The organism is Candidatus Woesearchaeota archaeon (assembly GCA_018303405.1).
Lineage (GTDB): Archaea > Nanobdellota > Nanobdellia > Woesearchaeales > JABMPP01 > JAGVYD01.
This window is the reverse complement of the sequence record JAGVYD010000007.1, coordinates 1-18,228: the sequence shown is the minus strand read 5'-3', so window position 1 is coordinate 18,228 and position 18,228 is coordinate 1. Positions and strand designations below refer to the sequence as shown.

Sequence of the window (18,228 nt, the reverse complement as noted above, 5' to 3'; positions counted from 1 at the left end):
TTAATATGGCCGAAACAAAAGAAAAGGGAGCCAGAATGGGATGGCCTGAATTGACAAAGATGTATGAAGACAGGAGAAGGGAGTTGGAAGAGCATTTGAAAACCCTCTTGCAACAGATAACCAACGATGATTTGCCAGTCATACTGACAGACCCTGCTCTGGCAATAAGGGCACATAAGGCCACAATTGGCCTAGGAATGGTTCTGGAAGCGAAAAGAAACTACAATTCAAGCCCGCAGGAATTCATCAGCTACCTGAAAGCCATGGCACCGGAAATAGGCAGATACGACCGGCCTCTTGAAAATGAGATAAGACAATTGAAGAGTATAGAGCAAAATGAAGCTATTCTGCTGCTGAAATTGCACAGCATGCTCAGGGTAAAGTCTGAGGAAACAATTTCAGGCTATTTCAGGAACGAGCTTTCGCACGAAGTGGAAAGCGGAAACAGCCCTTTGATGGAGAGCATCAGAAGAGTTCCTGATGTTGCCCTGGCAAATCGCATTGCAAGATTGGTTCAGGTCATCAGCAGTATAGAAAATGCCTATCTCAGGGAGCAGTTGAAGGAATTGCGGGAAATGAATAAGGCGGATCTTAAGCCCGGCAACCAGAATGCCCCGCATATCCGGGAAAATCTGTTTGTCTATGTGCAGCACCTTGAGCAGGAGCTCCAGGCAAAATACAGGATAAATGATGCGATTCTTGTCAGGAAACTGAAAACAGTCCTGGACATGCAGAGAAAATATGATAATGTGGAAAAAGAAATTGTTTTGCTTGACGAATTTATCCTGCAATTGGAAAAATGGCTCGCAGAATTCAGCTCTGAGACCGGGACAACAAGCCAGTATGTGCAATTATTGTTTAATTATGTCAATAGGGTAAAGGCTCTTCTTTCAGGCCTGCTGCAGCAGTTCAAGGATAATGTGCTGGCAGAAGACTTGAAAAAGGATCAGACAATAAGGAAATTGCTGTTTTATGTTGACAAATACAGATATTTGGGACCAGGCACCTATGTGGACAGGAGAGATGGCAAAACAAAGATGGGGCTGCAGGCCCTGATTGCCAAGGGCTACCAGCAAAATGACTGGAAGGATTTCCTGGCTGTTGCCAGAAATGCCAAAGCTGAATCGCAATATATTATAAAACAATTTGCAGACCAAAAAGTCGCTGATAAGATTGTTGAAATCCGGCAAAGGCACAGGGATGATATCCAGGCCTGGATGAAAGAGATTGAGTCGGTGATTGCTGCAGAAGTGAACAACAAGGAAAAGGTGCTGGAGGCTTTTTCACAGGGGGTGCAGGGATTGAGAAATTTGTTCTTGAGCAGGAAAAAGCAGCTTATGCTGATTTCAAATAATGTTGAAAAGTCAATTGAGGAGATCCTGCAGTCCAGGATCAATATTTTGGAAAAGGACATGGTTGAAGGGATAGTCACAATGCGGGCCCTTGTTGAAGAGAGGCTTTCTTCCAGCAAAAGGCAGGTTGAAAGCTTCCTTGAAAGAGTTGATGCTAGGGAGAAAAAATTTATAGCGACTTGGAAGCCCATCGCAAAAAAATTGGAGCTCATGCTGATTGATGGATGGTTTGGCATGGGGGAATTCCGGAAAAAATTTGATGCAATGCCTAAAGGTGATTGGGTGCCAAGCCTCCAGAGAATATCAAGTGATTTTTCACTTGCCGGAAAATGGCAGGCATATGCTGGACAGCTTATGGGTGCAACAACTTCCCAGAATGAATACCATGATGCAGCGATTGTGGCGAGGGTTCAGATTGAAGCATATCGAAACATAAAATTGATCGCAGATGACATAGGGGGCCAGTTTGGCAAAATGTACAGGAATTTGCAAAACAAGTTTGCCATGATTGAGGATTTGGTGGCCCTGCTTCAGAAAATTGAGGTGCATTTCGCAAGTGTTGGTGAAAATGTCAGGAAATTGGTACAGGAGCATTTTGACGTAGAAAAGCTTACAGAGCTGTTGGTGGAGATGGAAAAAAGTGCCAAGGTGAATGAACAGGCTGGAAATGCCTGGCAACAGGGAGGCATCAATACACCGGGAACCATGGAAAAGATAATCCCGGAATCCGTTGCAAAGGCAAATGAAATTGCAAAGAAACCCCCTATTGGTCCCTCCCCACAAATTGAAGGATCCAAAGTAATCCAACAAAAATAAATAGGTGTTAGTAAGAAAATGATAGAAAGAACCGAAAAAACAAATGAGAAGTGAATAAAATGGCAGAACCTGGAGGAGGAGGGGAATCTCACAAGGACTTGGCAGGCATTTTCAGGTCTCTTTTTCAGGAAATGCCAATTAGGCTCTGGAACAATGTAAAATTCCGGTTTGTCCGCAATGCAAAAGACACTACAGAAGATGTTGAGCCTTCACTGGGGCCGCTAATCAGGGAACTGAAATTTATGGGATTGTTTGATGTTGGCTCTGCCAGGATGGACCTTTTGAAAAAAATAGAAAAAGAAATCTGGGGTGAGGACTGGAACAAGTTAAAGAATGACGTTGAGCATAAATCAACCACTATTGTGGGGCCTTTCACTGATAGAATCAACACTCATTATGAGAGGGCTATCATAAAATACCAGATAGACTTCGACAAGCTTACTGAAATATTTGATAATGAAGGCAATATTGTTGGCAGGAAGAAGCTGGACAGAACGCAGCCTCCGATTGAAGCAATGGAACCTGTATGGGTCAAATTTGACTTTGAGCTGCCCGGTGATAGGAAGGAGACGAGGTTCTTCCCGTTCAGAATTCCAAAAGAGCATAAAATTCTCTATTATGATGGAATTGAAAAATATCTTAGGATATATGGTTATAGGTATGCAGATGAATTCAAGGACATCCATAAAAAACTTGTATCACAGGTCATTAATGCGTGCAGGGAACTATACGCGGCCAATAAGAATGGCTTAATTCGGGAGTTTGGCAAGGAAACTTATGATAGAGAAATTAAGACCAATCTGGACGCGTTGGAAAAGGCATATACTGACATGGTAAATGAAGTCTTCCAGATTGAAATTGGCAAATATGAGCAGGATCTCAGGAAACAATCAGATTGGGCATTCAGCTTCTATTGGCAAAATGAAGTTGATAATCTGGCTGAGAGCATGACAACATTTTTGGACAAAGTGCACACCAAGCAGCACATTGTGTGCAGGAGAACTTACCGTGTAATCTACAGCCCGGATTATGATGAGGATCTAAGAGGGGATACTTATAATCCAAATCAGCCAAATGCGCCTCTGCCTACCCGGGAAGAGAGAAGGCTTGGCAGGTGGAGCACAGGACGAAACCGGAAGACAGAGGATATTATTAGGGAAGCTGTGAGGGCACATGGTGGCAATTTTGTCAAATTGCCTCATGAAATGAGCTGGGGCAGGGATGAGTATAATATGCCCCTTGAAGTGGAATATGATGATGTACAACACAGGGTTGTTGTTCTTGCCGATAAATACAAAAGGCAATTGCTTGAGAATTCAGAAAAAAGATGGCGGCTCCATGGCGTTTCTGAGGCGGATATGGCCGAGAAGAGAAGAGAATTGATAGAGAAATACAGTATTCCGGACCAAGAGAGGTACATCAATGATCCCCACAGGAAATTTTATGATGAGCACACGCATATGTACCAAAAACTGCTTGACGTGGCAATGTGGATAGATGGAGAATTCGATGCATTCAGGGATGATCTTAGGGATGGAAGATACCACCCTTATAGCATGAATGCTTATGATTATGTGCTGGCCAGGATGCACAAAAGAGTGCATAAGATAACCCCGAGGATTAAAGGCCATACACTAACTGAGGAACATGATGAGGCCGAAGAGCATATTGAGGGAGAACATGGAGAGCATGAAGGTGCAGCAAGGCCTCACAGAGGGCTAAATAGAATTGATACAACTGTGCAAGTTTCCTTAGAGAATGTGCGCGAGGCAAGGTCGTTCACAATGTACTTATTGAATAAAGCTGATGGGCAATACTCATATCTTGGCAGTTCAGGGCAGTATGACCGACCATGGATTGATGAAAGAAGGCCATCTAATCTGAATCCTTGCTTTGATTTAAGGGCATTGGAACACAGCCATGTCACAAATGATGCGAGATACAAAAGTTGGAAGCATCCTGGCCGGATATTCTATCATTGGACAACGGATGGGATAAATTCTGATATTCTTGACCCGGATGATGACCCGCACATAAGCACCAGAGGCCTGGCTATATACATGATTGACACAGTCTTGTCCAGAACACATTATTCAAAGAGAATGAATCAATATTTTGATTTGATTGGCCAGGAGATACATGGTTATGACTATGGGCCCAGGCCATATGGTGGTAAATTCCCAATGAATCCATTGCGGGTCGATGTTGCTACGGCTAATGCTCCCGAGTCTGAAGCAGACCTTGTTGAATCGCAATGGGAAGAGCTTCCTGTGAGCGATAAAGATTAAGCAAGCTATAATAACGCATAGTTGTTAGTCTCAGATCTTAGTCTAAATCAAGCCCTTACTGGATGGGGAATGTACCAATATCCACCGTGTGGTGATGTACTACTGTAATCCTCTTGTTCTTCAGGAGATTCGAAATTTGGTGGGCTGTAAGTAACATGTCTCCTTTTCGCAAAATACTCCGGATTATCGTTTACGTCAAGAATCGGATGATAAGCACTCCCATTGTGAAGGGTTGTTGCATTTGTCTGATTAATAATCCTAACAAGATTTGATTCTCTGTTTGAGGATTGGTTTGGTTGTAGCATAGTTATCATCTTTCTCAACCTATCTAATTAACCTTAGTATATCTATTTGTATACTAATATACTTTTACAAGTATTTAAGTCTTTCGGTCCACTGTAAGAAAAAAAATAAGGGCTCAAAGGCCTACCAACTATCCTGAGTGTAGTTGCTCGTATTTTATAGACGATAAAAGGGCTCTTGAATATTAATACTTTAGCAATATAAGGTATATAGAGGCATAGCAAAAATATGATATGATTATTGTCTTCATATAAAAAACCATAGTGCAGGTTTTTCTTCACTTATAGTAAACATATATCAATTTATAATCTATATCTTATTATTAAATTAATTTATCAAATTTTATTTTTCATACAATTCACTACTTTTTTTATTTATTAAAATACAAAAAAAAATACCCTATAGCAAAAAATTTATATATAATACCATTATATAGTAGACTAATTACTAAAAATAGTATATTATTGAGAAAAAGTAATAACTAAATATGATTGCCATAAGCGACAATGACCAGAAAATTATTGCATTTCTCATAAAGAATTATGCCTCTAGATTTACCACAAGGGAGATTGGATTAAAACTGAAGATTAGCCCGGCCGGCTCTTACAAGTCCCTCAAAAAAATGGAAAAAGGGGGGATTGTTGTTGCAGAAAAGCTTGGCACTGGACTTTTCTATGATATCAATCTTCGGAAGACATCTGCGTTTCATCTGGCATGTTTTGTTGCATCAACCGATGAAAAAGATGTAAAAGAACTGTCCGAACTCACAAGGCTTGTTCTAAAGCATCAGAATGGAATTTTGGTAGTGACAGGTCATCACAGTCTTGAACAGGCAAAAGCTGCGGCTGCCAAAATATTCAAGGAGGATAAATTAGGAGTGATGTCCGATGATGAATTTGTTTCTGGGATTTTGTCCAGGGACAATCACATTTCAGGCATGATACAGTCCGGGACAATCCTGTTTGGGTCAGAGTTCTTGATTAAAGCCTTGCAAAGGAGGGCAAGATGATAAAAAACAGATTGGCTAAAAACGCGAAGTGGCTCGTCCTTGTAGCTGCGCTTGCCCTGGCTTTGACTCCTGTCCTCGCACAATTGGAGGATCTCGGGAACTTGGTTGGCATCAGAGTTGAAGGGACAGATGCAACGAGTTCCACAGGGCTTCCAATTTATGACAAATATGCGCAGTTTTTTGATTTTCTGATATTTACTGGAATATTTGTTGCAATAGTCTATATTGGGCTATCAAAATTTTGGGGTGAAGATATCAAACAAGGAGGAGCTGGCAGAGCCGTTCGGGCTTTGGCAATAATAGTTGGCGCAGCAATGGCTATTGCAGTCATAAGGGCTGGCCTGAGTGTTTCCTTTTTCATACCATTTGCCAAGAATTTGTTGTTCTTCCTCGTCATAATAGCATTGTATTTCCTCTTCCAAAGGATGGGCATAAAAAGCAAATTCCTCTCGTTGATCTTGGCAGTGATAGTGGCTGTAATACTTTTCAATGTTGGCAGCATCTTTTTCACAGGAAAAAAACTGAGTCTGCCGAGTTTTGGAAAAGAAACTTTCAAGGTTCCGGACTTTGGCGGCCCGACTATTGTAAGCAGCAAAGTCGCCGAGAAAATAAGCGAAGCGACAGGAGGCAAGGCAGTTAAGGGCGATGGCCTGACTGCCGACCAAAAAGCCCAGCTGGAAAAAGACATAATTGAGCTGGAAAAGGAATTGGGTATTTACAAGGACAGGGCAAGGATTGAATGCAGGGCGCCCATCATCAATGATGACAGTTATGCTGACGCCCTCAAGAAATTGAGGCAGGTCAATTCTGACCTTAGCGCCTGGCTAAGCAATTCGAGGACACCGGATTATGAGAACGCTCCTGCAAACAGGGATTTCCTGACCAGGTGCCAAGTGCTCGAAAAGGAATTTTCTGATGCCTATGCTGTATATGTTAAAAAACTGAAGGACCTTGGAAAAACGCCGCCTGTAACAGTATATTCTGAAGCCACAATCGATGCCAGGCTGAAGCAAATCGCCGAAGGCGCTGCACAGGAATGCAAATTCATAGTCCTTAGAAAAACTGACACCTTTGACACTTTGCTTAAGAAATTGAGCGACGGCACGCTGAAATACAGGGAAAATGCAAACAACCTGGAGCCTGGCCCGACGCAGAGCAAGGAATATGAAATGGTTGGCAAATGCGAAGCATGGATGTCAGAGCTTGACCAGATACTGATTGACTGGCCTGATAAAAGGAATGATGCAATTGGCGTGGATTCGCCTGACATGGGAGCAGAAACCAGCTTGGCAACCCTCAATCCTGGAGAGAAAGAATGCTACACCAGTGATGAAAGGAGGTACATCAAGAGCCTTCCAATGCAAACCCAGTTCGAGATTCTGTTGGACCTAAGGAGCGGAAGCTGCTCAGCGCAGGGCTATAGGAATTTCAAATGAGATTGACAGAACAAGAGATGATGATAAGAAAATGATGAGCAAGAAAAGTTTGGGGATTTTGAATTTCGCGGCATTAATGGTAATCATACTTGCCATTGCAAATTCTGCCGCAGCCAATTATGAGGGGGAATATGCCTATCTTGCCTTGTCCTTGAGAAATCAGCTGAGGACCAATGATGATGCAAATGGTTTGCGAACCCTTCACCAGATTCTTGACAATGGACAATATGCTGCCAATGCAGATCAAAGGATTGTGGCAATTAAGGAGAGCGTGGCCTCAGCAATTACTGAGATAGAAACAGGCGCGGGCAAAGAGAGTGGCTCTGGCACCACAAAGATGGCGGGCATTGGTGCTGTTATAGGACTGGCTTTGGTGGGCGCAGGTGCTTACGGGTTTGGAAAAAGAAGGATGCTTGCCAGCCCAATCCACAATGTTGATACGGCAAAAGAAGCTGAGGAGAAAAAAGATTCTCACCTGATAAGGATGGCGGACCTGATAAAGCAGAAGCAGGCATTGGTTGTGAAATTCGGGCAGGAATCGGCGCCCTTAATCTCCAAGGCAGAAAATGCGAATCCTGCGGAAAAGATGGACGGGTCAGGCAAAATTGCCCTTGCGATCAAGGCAATAAATGTGGAAATTCTCAAGGCTCTTGACAGCATAGAGTCGCAGGAAACACCGCTTAAAAAAGCGCTTGAAAGAGTGAAGGAAAATGTCCTGAAGGAACAGATGGAGATAAAGCATCCCAAGGAAATAATCGAAAATTTCAGTCAGCTTAAGCCGCACCTGGAAAGGATTTTGCGGGATGGCCAGATGAGTGCCGGTGAAATTGTCCCGTATTTGCAGCGTGCATTGTCCTTCCAGGAAAATGCCTACAAGCAGCTGAAAAGCCTGCTGGCCCATGAAATGAGGAATGAAGATGGCAAAAATAGGTTTGACAGGTTTGCCGATGATGCAAAAAGCAGAATCACGGGAAATATGGTAATTATTGATGATGCATATATCGAAAACTACCTGAAAAAATTCAACAGGGAGCTCAATGAGGATTTGCAGAATGAAATCAGATGGTATGAGGCTGCAAATCATATTGCGCAGGAGCTTATACCTCATTTCCATAACCTTGAGATGATTGTGAAGGACATAAGGCAGTATCTTGATGTTGTTGTAAAGGCTGAGAAGGACCTGCTGCCTCCAATGCAAAGGATTCGGGAAGAACTGGAACGGGAAAGCTTCACATCCAGGGAAGCAAGCGCAGTTTTTGGGGGGTTTTACCACAAGCTTGAAGGAAGAAACCTGAAAGACAAGGCAACTGCAGCAGAAACGCAGGGCATGTATAATGTGATAAACAAAAAGATTCAGGCAGCCAAAAAGACCATAATCCATGATTATGAGGGGCAAAGGCATTCTTTCCATATAATTGGCTTTTACGGGCAGCAGCTTATCTTAAGGCAGCTGGACAGAAAGGCTGCCCATGAAATGTATGAGGATTTTAGGGCAAATGCAATGTACCTTGAGAAAGAGCTGGATGCGAGGCTGAGGCTGCTCAAAGACCATGCACAGGCTGAAATCAGGAGGCATCCTGATGCTGTAAGCCTGGCCAAGCGGGAATACGTTTTCCGTGAAGGCCTGATGACTGAGAAAGAATTTGACAGGCTGGCGAAGCTGGGTGAAGTTGACAACATACTGAAGGAGTACGGCAAGCGCCTGAACAGGGACAAGTTCAAGCTGGCCTTTACCCAGAAGGGCAAGGCGGGCGGATATGAGGGCCTCAGGGGCTATGCAGGCAAATATTTCGTGAGGCTGCACGAAGAAATCAAGCGAAGCCTTGCCGATCAGAACAAGGCTCAGAGGCTCATTGGATTTTACAATGACAAGATGGCAGAGCTTGAGGATTATGTGACCCATGACCTTAAATTTGAGGATGAAGTCCTGGAAAACATAAGGCAGAGGATTCCGAAGGCTGTTGATTATAATCAGTTAATATCCGCCATGGCTGCTGACTACCAGCCACAGGCTAAGCTTCCAGGGGCAGTGAATGCGAATGCTCCCGTAATTATTCAGAAAAAGCCTGAAAAGCTGCCCGAAATTCCAAAAAAGGCAGCTTAAATCAAAAAATATATATAAAGAAAAATAAGTTAACAACCAAAGGACAAGGTGAGATAATGGCAGATACTGATATGTTGCATAGGCATTTTGTTTTGCACACTTATGGCCCATTCAAGATAAAATTGGCAACCAGCAAACTTGAAGGGGTTATGGGGTTTATCAACCTGTTCCATTTGCGCTCCATTGAAACCCCTAAATTTGTGCACAGTGCACAAAAAGTATTCCAGGCATTTGAAAAAAATGAAAAGCTCGAGCACTTGCATGATTTATCAAATATTGAAGTCAATGATTCTTACATGGTCAAGAATGGCCACTTTGCGGTGCAGTATTACTATTTTCTGACAGTGGGATTGTTCCTTTATATGGACAGCCTCTTGAGAAAGCTGCCAAATTCAGGAAGCTATGATGTTTACCTTCGAAAAATACAGAATAATTTTGAAAAAAAGCTGAAAGGCATAACAGTGAAGGAATCGCGCGAGCAATTGCAGCAGATGATAAATGCTGTCAAAAGGGCCAGGAATTCAGTGAGGCACCATAGAGATGAGCTTATAGGCGAGACCATGGAATTGCTGAAAAAGGATTATGGTTACTTATTGAATATGATTAAGAGTGTTGAAAGGGAGGATGCGGCAACTTTGATGAGCAAGTATATATCAACGATAAAAGATGAATCTGCCAGCCTCGGGAAGTATTTGATGATCAGGTGGGGCGTTAAGGATGTCATAAGGGACTATGGAAAAGTTGTGCGCCTCAGGAGAAAGATTGTGGAGGACATAGTCGAGCTGCGAAGACTGGCTGATGAACAGTATATGGATAAGAAAAAGCCAAAATTCCTGGAGCCACAGCACATAACTGATTTCATTGATAAATTGAATAAGAAATCAGATGAGATCTTCAAGATGGTGGAAACTGCTTTTAAGGAGGGCATGGGCGCGGTGCTCAGGTCTGGTTTTATAATGTTTGGCATGATTAGGATCCTGAATGAGATGTACCGTGACCAGGAAAAGCTGGCTGAAGAACACCAGATACCAAGGGACCTTGCGAAGGAGATGGAGCTCAGGATTAAGGAAATCCTTATTGCCATCAGGGACGCGGCCAAGTATGAAGCCTTGCAGGCGGTCGGCTCAGTTGCGCAGGATGCAAAGAAAGATGCTGCCTAAGCATCGCAACTGTCAAGAACCACCGGTCAGAGACTGGTGAAATGTCATGTTTAGTTCCACAGACCTCGTGGTTAGTTTGGAATGCTTTTCAAAAATGCGATTTTCATGATGTTAGGAATTTTTCACTTGAAAGTTTGACATTGGCTTTCCAGCCACCAGTTAGAAACTAGTGGAAAATTCCAAACATTTTAAATAATCATTTCGCATAAGCCAAGTGAATTATACCCATTTCAAAGGTGATAAGATGATAGACACAAAAGACTGGATAAGCTTTTTTGTTGGGCTGGTCCTGACAGTTACGGGCGTTTTGCCGCTGTTGCACAGCTTCGGCATGGGGCCGGATTGGTTTGAGCTGCCTTGGCTGCCACTGGAAATATTTGCGTACATCGTGGCGATAGGCGGGTTCTATCTCATGGTAAATTCTGTCATTGAAATAACAAACAGCAATGCAATTGGCTGGGTTTCGTTCATTATAGCGGTGGTTATAATGGCAGCTGGCATTTTGCAGGTCTTGAGCAAGCACGATTTGGGAATGAGCTGGTTTGCCCTGGACTTCATCAAGGACACCATCTATTATGTGATTTTCACAATAGAAGGCATATTCCTCATGATTGCCACATTTGCCATGAATTTGTAAATTTTTTGTTTTTTTCTTATAGTTTCTTGCCAGCTTCTTTGGCGCTGGATTCCTGCGGTAAAGTTTGTAATCGCTCTGCAGGGACTGAAAAAAATTTAAATAGTATTCTTGCATTTTGGCTTGTATGGGGAAGCTAAATCCAAAATTCTATGCCTTAAACCCGTTTCCAGACAAGTTTCTGGCTCACCAGATTAGGCACAGCGGCTGGATTCTCAAGGCCAAGCTGCAGAAGGATAGGGATCTCGAAAAAATGCTCGAGGACGCCATAATCCGGCTCAGGCACCTGTCGCATCTTGCAGAAGCTGATATGAAAAGCCATGAGGAGCACAAGGCAGTCAGCGGCCAGATTACTGCAATAAGGACAAGAATAAAAAAATGCTTTGAGGAGATTAGAGGCGACCTGAATAGGGAGATTAAGGAGGTTAAGAAGGTCGACTATCGCGGCCAGACCTTTGCGTTCAGGGAGCTAAAGGATGTTAGGCGGTTTGAAAAAAGCTTGGGCGCTAATCTCCTGTTCTTTGCCCACAAATTGAAAATTACGGCCAAGTCTGAAGCGGAAAGGTTTATGGCTGAAACCAGGCTTAAAGAGGCAATGGAACAGGTAGAAGCCAGGATGCATGCCCTTGACAGGAAAGTGGAAGCCTGCCTCAGGATGATTTGGGACCTGGCCAAAAAGCAGGCCATTGATGGAATACAGCTTAAAGTTGCCATAGACACTGAGCATGTTGAGAAGCTTGTTCGCTTGGAAAAGGTCATGGCAAAGCAGATTGTGGATTTGGCAAAGGAAAGCAAGGCAAAAATCAAGGTGCTGAATAGGCTGAAGAAAAACGGAACCCTTGAGCAGTATGTTCAGGGGATTAAGGATCTAATACAAATTTATGACAGTGAAATAACGGATGTTTACCAGATGATGCTTAAGCATAGGATATTGGTTTATGATTTATGGCAAAAATTTGGCGAACTGGCGAAATTGGCCCAAAAGGATCAGTTGGACAGGATAACATTTGACGATTTGAAATTATCGCTGCACAATGCTCTCATGGATGTGGAGTCATTGTCCAATTGGCTATATCATGAGGCAAGAAAGGAAAAAATCTATCACATGGGCAACGGTCAGGAAGGATGGCTGCGGGCGGCCTGAGAAAAGGTATGGTTGACAGAAAGGTCTTAATGGGAAACATGGAAATAAAAAAAAGAGAAAAAGAGTGAAAAAATGCATAAGCTGAGAAAAACACCAAAAAAGCCGATTGTCATTACAGGATTCCCTGGTTTTGGCTTGGTCGGCACAATAGCAACAGAATTCTTGATAGAGCATTTGAAAACTGAATCCATTGGCAAGATATGGCTCGAAGATGCGCCGGCTATTGTTGCAGTGCATAACCAGACGTTGGTTGATCCAATCGGCGTATTTTACGATGAAAAGCACAATATTGTCATTATTCACGGAATAGCAGCAGGCCAGGGCTCGGAATGGCAGCTTGCAGAGGAAATAGTCAAGATTGCAGATGCATTTGATGCTTATGAAGTGATTGCCCTTGAGGGTGTAGGCACAGCCCAGCCCAGCATAAATCCAAAAATATTCTACTTTAGCCAGCACGACGATAAAAAGGCAAAGTTTAGTGCATTGGGTTTTGAGGCTATGAATGAAGGCATAATCCTAGGGGTGACCTCAGCTCTGATGGTTAAGCTGGATAAGCCTTTGTCCTCACTTTTCGTGGAGAGCCATGCTGATATGCCTGACAGCCATGCTGCTGCAAGCCTTGTTGGAGCCTTAAACAAGCTTCTTGGGCTTGGTGTTGACGAAGCGCCATTGATTGAGTCAGCAAAAGTATTCGAACGCAAGCTTAAAGGCCTCCTGGAAAAGAGCAAGGTGGCCCAGGAACAGAAAGAAAAGAAAATGATGTCATATGTGGGGTAGGCTACTTTGCTTAACCTGAATTATTTACCTGACGACAAATGAGTTAACTTCTAATCAAGTTTCTGGTGCCTAACCATTTTTTAGACCAGAGTCTACATCAAAACGAAACATCAGCTCTTCAAACCAGCTTGCCAATATGCATGAACTCTCACTTTCTAAGTATAATGATAATAAATACGATTTTTGATGTATTTATTTGCAATATAGATAAAATTTATTGAATATTTACTACAGAATATATGTTATATCGAATATGATATAAAACATATTTTTAGTTATCTATTATATTAAATATATATTGAACAATATATTAAAAAAATTAGTTTTTATTTTATATGCTACAGAGTATATTATTTAAAAACTCAATATAAAATATCGTCGATAATAACAGAAATAATAATTATGCAAAAAGTGTAAAATCCAACATAAAAAAATAGTGCAAGATAGCAAAAAAGTTGAATTTGGTGAATAGGGAGATGTAGGAGATGCCATGATCCGTATATGAAATTAATTTGATAAGGGTTTAGAAAAGCATGAATGCCATTTATCGTCGATAAAGCGCCATATTAATCCATACTCGTACCAAATTCGAGATAATGCCGAAAAGATAATAAAACCTGTCAATTCATGCGACTTTTGCCATATTTTCAGTCGAGAATGGTGCCTTGTGGGCAAAGACCCCTTAAACTAATTTGTCGGCAAAATGGATTAACAGTAGGATATAATCCCGACCCGTAAGCAATTATGCACTAATTTGCCCTTTTATTGCGAATTTAAGATTCGGGATTTTGCCGAAAATATTGCTAATCCTTGAGTTATCTGGTTAAAATTGATTGATTAATGTGCTTTTTCCCTTATTTGGGTAAAGCCGGGCTAATAGTAGTATTCCATGACCAAATAAGGAATTATCATATATAATATTCAATTAAAAATTAAAATATTTAATTAAATGATATAAGGCCCAAAATATAGACAATTGTCGGTATAATGCAAACATTTTTATAAATGGAAGTTATTGGCAAGGATATGAACAAGATCATACTAACAGATATTGAACCTGGCATAAACCCTTCTACCGACGAGCTGGCAAATGTTGTTGTGACCAGGATGGGCCTTATGCCAAGGAAAAAAGGTTCCACAGAGCGCATGAATATGGTCTTGGTTGAACTGTATGAGAGGGCTAAGAAGGCCAACCGGGAGAAAAATCCCACTGAAGCCGTGCTTACCGTCGAGGAAATGGCAGTATTGGCGGGCATCACCAGGCAGACTATGTATGATTACCTTAAACGGTGGCTTGCAATTGACTTCATATCTAAAACCAGCTTTATTGGTGGTAACAATAAAGTTGTCGTCGGGTATAAGCTAAATGGTAGTACCCTGGAAAATGCATTTGACAAGGCCAGAAATCGCATTAACTCAAACCTTGATTTTACGGCCAAATATATTGGAGAGCTGCAAAAAACAGTTAAAAATGAGAAAATCAGCCAAGGAATGAAGGCCAAAGACATTAACGGATAGATTAATTTCTTAAAAATTTTAATTATTGATTAAAATCTTTAATCTTATTTTATCAAAATAGAAATTTTTTCGTTATTATACAAGAATAATGAAGGGATAATAATACTTTCTAATAATCATACAATATATTTAGAAATTATATTGATTGAAATTATATCTTCAATTGTCGATATTGTGATAATAGGTTTTATATAGTATTTGAGCTTATCCTCAGGAATTAATTAATTTCAATATTATAATTAATTAAGAAGATATATTAAAAATCATCCGCAAGCAAGACAATATAGAACCAAGATCTGCCCTATCTATAAATGTTCCATGATTCTCGGATTATGTTACAAAGCGTCGTGGTTATTACAGAAAAAAGGACTTGCATTATGTACAGTTTAAGGATCATATATAAATAATTTAGTTCCATATATGGAAAGTGAGAGTTGGAGCAAAAATAGGCTTGGATTTTTAAAAAAACAATATTTTCCATTTAGGCACTAGGAAACCAATAGAAAGTGCGTGGATAATCAAAAGTGGTTTGAAAAGATATTGGGCAAGTCAGAAATGACTTCCGACGAGGAAAAAAAATTGTTAAAAGTCACAAAGTGAGTCATAGCGTAAGCAGAGCCAAATTCATCAAAACATTCGCTGGATTATGGCCTCATTAAGCTTCAGAAGGTCATTTTTAGCCTGGTGGAGCCTATATCTCTCATCCAGCCTAAGATATGTCCTAGTGTTTCTGTAAATCTTTATGACAGGTATGCCCTTGACAACCAGGCTTGTGACATACTTTTCGACCATTGTTTCAGACAGTCCTGTCCTGTTGGCAATATCCTTGTATGTCAGGAGGGTGTCTGTCGTCGTGAAAATGATCAGGAAAACCTCTTGTTCAAGCTTTGTTAACGGTGATGCGCAAACAGCTTTGTCCTTTTTAAAATTAGGATTCATGACCATATGCAGCTCATCTATTCTTTCATTGAGCTTTTGTATCTTAGAATCAAGCTCCATCAAATACTCATAATTTGCCTGCATCTCATTGGTATTTTCATTCAGCGTCACAAGATGCTCGTCCAGCTCTTTCCTGACCTCGTCAATGCCTGTTTGCCATGGGAAGATTCGTCTGGCAAGATTGATAAGTATCCTAATGTCCCTTCACCCCCGGTTCTAGCACAGCCACTTAATTTAAAAAGATTTGTATGCCGGAAAAAATAGTTTGAAAAAATGAAATCAAATTTTTTATAAAGTGGAAGGCTTAAGTATGGTTATGAAATTGACAAAATCAGGCATTGCGATTCTTCTGTCCAAATTGCACCAGTTCAGATTGCCCAAATTTGTCGACGAGCAGTATGAAACTGATTCTGAAATTGCATCAACTATTTTGTGGAATGCTTTTATGGCCGGGCATGTTGATGAAAAGGTTGTTGCGGACCTTGGGGCCGGGCCTGGCATACTCGGCATCGGCGGTGGGTTGCTTGGCGCCTGCAAAGTTTATTTTGTTGAAAAGGATGAGAGAGTGATTGACATCCTAAAGCAGAACATTGAAACAACCCGGAAAGACCTGGCAAATTTTCCGTTTGAGGTCATATTTGACGACATAAGGAATTTCAGGACAAAAGTTGACACGGTTTTCCAGAATCCACCTTTTGGCGTGAAAAGGAGGCACGCTGACCGAATTTTTCTTGAAAAAGCCTTTGAGATTGCGGATGTGGTGTATAGCCTTCACAAAAGTGAAAGCACTGAATTCTTGCAGAAATTCGCAGAGCAGCATGGCTTTCAGCTTGTTTCCGAGCAGAAATTTTCTTTCCCCCTGAAAAATACCATGAAATACCACACTTCGAGGATTAAAAGGATAGGCGTCAGCTGTTATACCTTTAAGAGAAAATGATCACGACAGCAGCCCAGCTATCTCCTCATATTTGTATTCTTCAAGCACGCCGTAAATTTCATAATCCTTTATCAGATCCGCAAAGTTTTGCCTCAGTTCCTTCATAACGTCGTTGAATTTCCCCGGATTTTCAGCCATGACATCTATGATGAAATCCCATTTTCCTATGATGCTTCCAACATAAGTTATATTTTTGTGGCTTTTCATGTAACTAATGAATTTTTTTTCCTCTTTTTCCGTCGGGTTATGTAAAGAAATAAAGACATAGTTTATTATTGGAAATCCCATGGCCGGAGGGTTCAGGATTGGCTTGAAATTTGAGATAACCTTGTCCTTTATCAGCTTTGTTATGCGATTCCGAATTGCATCCCTTGAAAGGCCAACTTTTTTAGAAATGTCTGCAAGACTTTGCCTGGCATTTTCATTCAGTGCTTTCATTATGGCTTTGTCGAACTTGTCGAACTTGTGGTGCGGACCATAAACCAGTAAATCTTTTTTTGATTGTTCTATTTCAGGAAAGCTTTGTTTCTCCATATTCTCGCAAAATACGTGTATCTATTATAAATTTATCGTTTTTTGCGCAAAAAAATAGCAAAAGCTATTTATTTAAGATAAAGATTATTACTACTACCAATAAGTTACAAATTAATTGAGGGGTGTGAAAATGACAAAACAAGTTGACGCTACGGATTACAGAAGCGAAATCCAGTATTTTCCGGTTAAGGAAGAGGAAAATGGCGTTTTCAGGATGGAGACATTTGTGGTGCCTAGGCAAAAGTTTTCTATAGATAGGAATAAAATGTCTTTAAGCATGGATTTTATTGCTAATAGTGGTGCAGTCGTAAAAGCTGATGACAGCCTGTTCATCGACGATTTTCTCAATATAAAGGCTGACCTGATTGGCCAATTTAGGGAAGCTGTAACACGACAGGTCCTTGCTGATAAGCTCAGAGAAGGAAAATTGCCTTTGGAGCTGAAACAGTATGATCCAAAGATGAATTATGGTACCGAACAAACAGATGGTTATTTGAGGACGCAGGGAAATGTCAGGACAATGGATATCAGCGAGGCAGCTGCAAAAATGTATGCAGAATTGCTGCATATAGATTTGAAATGACAAAGTTGCTCGAAGGCTGGAATTGTGAGGACGGTTATTTCCTGAAGATGCATGCGAAGCAATTACAACAAGATGGATGGAGAATTGTATTTTCCCGGAATAAGTTATCAGAAATTAGCTGGAAATCATGAAGAGTTTGTGGTTCAGCCACAGGTGATTATTAAAAAAGTTGATGGCGCTGGCGTGCACAGGATAAAAAAATCAAGCTATTTCTGGAATTGGTGGAACAATGAGATTCCAGGAATATACCTTGAGTCGGTGTTTAGTACGTTTGAAGAAGGGGAGTACACAGCATTACAAGCTGAATTTGGAAGCACAGTCGAGAAAATAATATGGTTTGACAAATTCCAAGAAAGTAAAGTGTGTCGTGTGATAAATATCGAGACCAGTGTGAGAAGGTTGCATGAAAAGCCATTCCGAGAATATCGAGATTCAATTTATTATAGATTTTTAACCATATCTGCAACAGGCAGCTTGGCCTATGTAAAAATACCGGAGGATGCACATGCGCTGGCAATGTCCTGCTACATGCATCGTGAGCTAATGCGTTCTCCTATCAGAAGGAAGACCTGAACTAGCTTGGCTCATTCTCTCTCTGTGCTATCCCATTATTAGTTTACACATAAACCTCACTCGGTGATGTTTATGTACAAATTGACATTTGAAAAAAGAGTTTGGATAGTAAAGCAATGGC

General features: G+C 41.2%; 16 protein-coding genes. 13 read left to right on the top strand and 3 right to left on the bottom strand.

The features are described from left to right. The first annotated feature begins 5 nt into the window (after positions 1 to 5). Positions 6 to 2,168 carry a hypothetical protein gene (locus J4227_01365; GenBank protein MBS3109159.1) on the top strand — a complete coding sequence of 721 codons (2,163 nt, stop codon included), beginning with the start codon at positions 6 to 8 and terminating at the stop codon, positions 2,166 to 2,168. A gap of 59 nt (positions 2,169 to 2,227) precedes the next feature. Further along, complete coding sequence (locus J4227_01360; protein MBS3109158.1) at positions 2,228 to 4,456, top strand: hypothetical protein; 2,229 nt, start codon at positions 2,228 to 2,230, stop codon at positions 4,454 to 4,456. A 47-nt stretch (positions 4,457 to 4,503) separates the two neighbouring features. On the opposite strand, the gene J4227_01355 is transcribed toward J4227_01360, so the two are convergent. Then, positions 4,504 to 4,770 (bottom strand): hypothetical protein, encoded by a 267-nt coding sequence (locus J4227_01355; protein MBS3109157.1) that lies wholly within the window; start codon positions 4,768 to 4,770, stop codon positions 4,504 to 4,506. Between the two features lie 476 nt (positions 4,771 to 5,246). Between J4227_01355 and J4227_01350 the strand changes: the two genes are divergently transcribed. From J4227_01350 to J4227_01315, 8 genes are all read left to right on the top strand, one after another. Continuing rightward, positions 5,247 to 5,768: a hypothetical protein gene (locus J4227_01350; protein ID MBS3109156.1), complete on the top strand. Its 522-nt coding sequence runs from the start codon at positions 5,247 to 5,249 to the stop codon at positions 5,766 to 5,768. Then, positions 5,765 to 7,204 carry a hypothetical protein gene (locus J4227_01345; GenBank protein MBS3109155.1) on the top strand — a complete coding sequence of 480 codons (1,440 nt, stop codon included), beginning with the start codon at positions 5,765 to 5,767 and terminating at the stop codon, positions 7,202 to 7,204. The genes J4227_01350 and J4227_01345 overlap by 4 nt, the downstream gene beginning before the upstream one ends. A 31-nt stretch (positions 7,205 to 7,235) precedes the next feature. Then, on the top strand, positions 7,236 to 9,308 hold the full coding sequence (locus tag J4227_01340) for a hypothetical protein (protein ID MBS3109154.1): 2,073 nt from the start codon (positions 7,236 to 7,238) through the stop codon (positions 9,306 to 9,308). A gap of 56 nt (positions 9,309 to 9,364) precedes the next feature. Continuing rightward, the gene (locus J4227_01335; GenBank protein ID MBS3109153.1) at positions 9,365 to 10,468 is read left to right on the top strand and encodes a hypothetical protein; all 1,104 of its coding nucleotides are present in this window, start codon (positions 9,365 to 9,367) and stop codon (positions 10,466 to 10,468) included. Positions 10,469 to 10,712: 244 nt separating this feature from the next. Then, on the top strand, positions 10,713 to 11,105 hold the full coding sequence (locus J4227_01330) for a hypothetical protein (protein ID MBS3109152.1): 393 nt from the start codon (positions 10,713 to 10,715) through the stop codon (positions 11,103 to 11,105). A 124-nt stretch (positions 11,106 to 11,229) separates the two neighbouring features. Beyond that, on the top strand, positions 11,230 to 12,246 hold the full coding sequence (locus J4227_01325; protein ID MBS3109151.1) for a hypothetical protein: 1,017 nt from the start codon (positions 11,230 to 11,232) through the stop codon (positions 12,244 to 12,246). A gap of 72 nt (positions 12,247 to 12,318) precedes the next feature. Beyond that, the gene (locus tag J4227_01320) at positions 12,319 to 13,023 is read left to right on the top strand and encodes a proteasome assembly chaperone family protein (GenBank protein ID MBS3109150.1); all 705 of its coding nucleotides are present in this window, start codon (positions 12,319 to 12,321) and stop codon (positions 13,021 to 13,023) included. A gap of 1,026 nt (positions 13,024 to 14,049) precedes the next feature. Beyond that, entirely contained in the window at positions 14,050 to 14,541 is a 492-nt protein-coding gene (locus J4227_01315; protein MBS3109149.1) for a hypothetical protein, read from the top strand. Between the two features lie 627 nt (positions 14,542 to 15,168). Here the strand turns inward: J4227_01315 and J4227_01310 are convergent. Next, entirely contained in the window at positions 15,169 to 15,591 is a 423-nt protein-coding gene (locus tag J4227_01310) for a hypothetical protein (GenBank protein MBS3109148.1), read from the bottom strand. Positions 15,592 to 15,796: 205 nt separating this feature from the next. Between J4227_01310 and J4227_01305 the strand changes: the two genes are divergently transcribed. Further along, positions 15,797 to 16,417, top strand: a complete 621-nt coding sequence (locus tag J4227_01305; GenBank protein MBS3109147.1) for a methyltransferase — start codon at positions 15,797 to 15,799, stop codon at positions 16,415 to 16,417. On the opposite strand, the gene J4227_01300 is transcribed toward J4227_01305, so the two are convergent. Continuing rightward, positions 16,418 to 16,951 (bottom strand): Lrp/AsnC family transcriptional regulator, encoded by a 534-nt coding sequence (locus tag J4227_01300; protein MBS3109146.1) that lies wholly within the window; start codon positions 16,949 to 16,951, stop codon positions 16,418 to 16,420. A gap of 130 nt (positions 16,952 to 17,081) precedes the next feature. On the opposite strand from J4227_01300, the gene J4227_01295 reads away from it, so the two are divergent. Beyond that, entirely contained in the window at positions 17,082 to 17,534 is a 453-nt protein-coding gene (locus tag J4227_01295) for a hypothetical protein (protein MBS3109145.1), read from the top strand. A gap of 72 nt (positions 17,535 to 17,606) precedes the next feature. Next, positions 17,607 to 18,107, top strand: a complete 501-nt coding sequence (locus J4227_01290; protein MBS3109144.1) for a hypothetical protein — start codon at positions 17,607 to 17,609, stop codon at positions 18,105 to 18,107. Positions 18,108 to 18,228 lie beyond the last annotated feature (121 nt).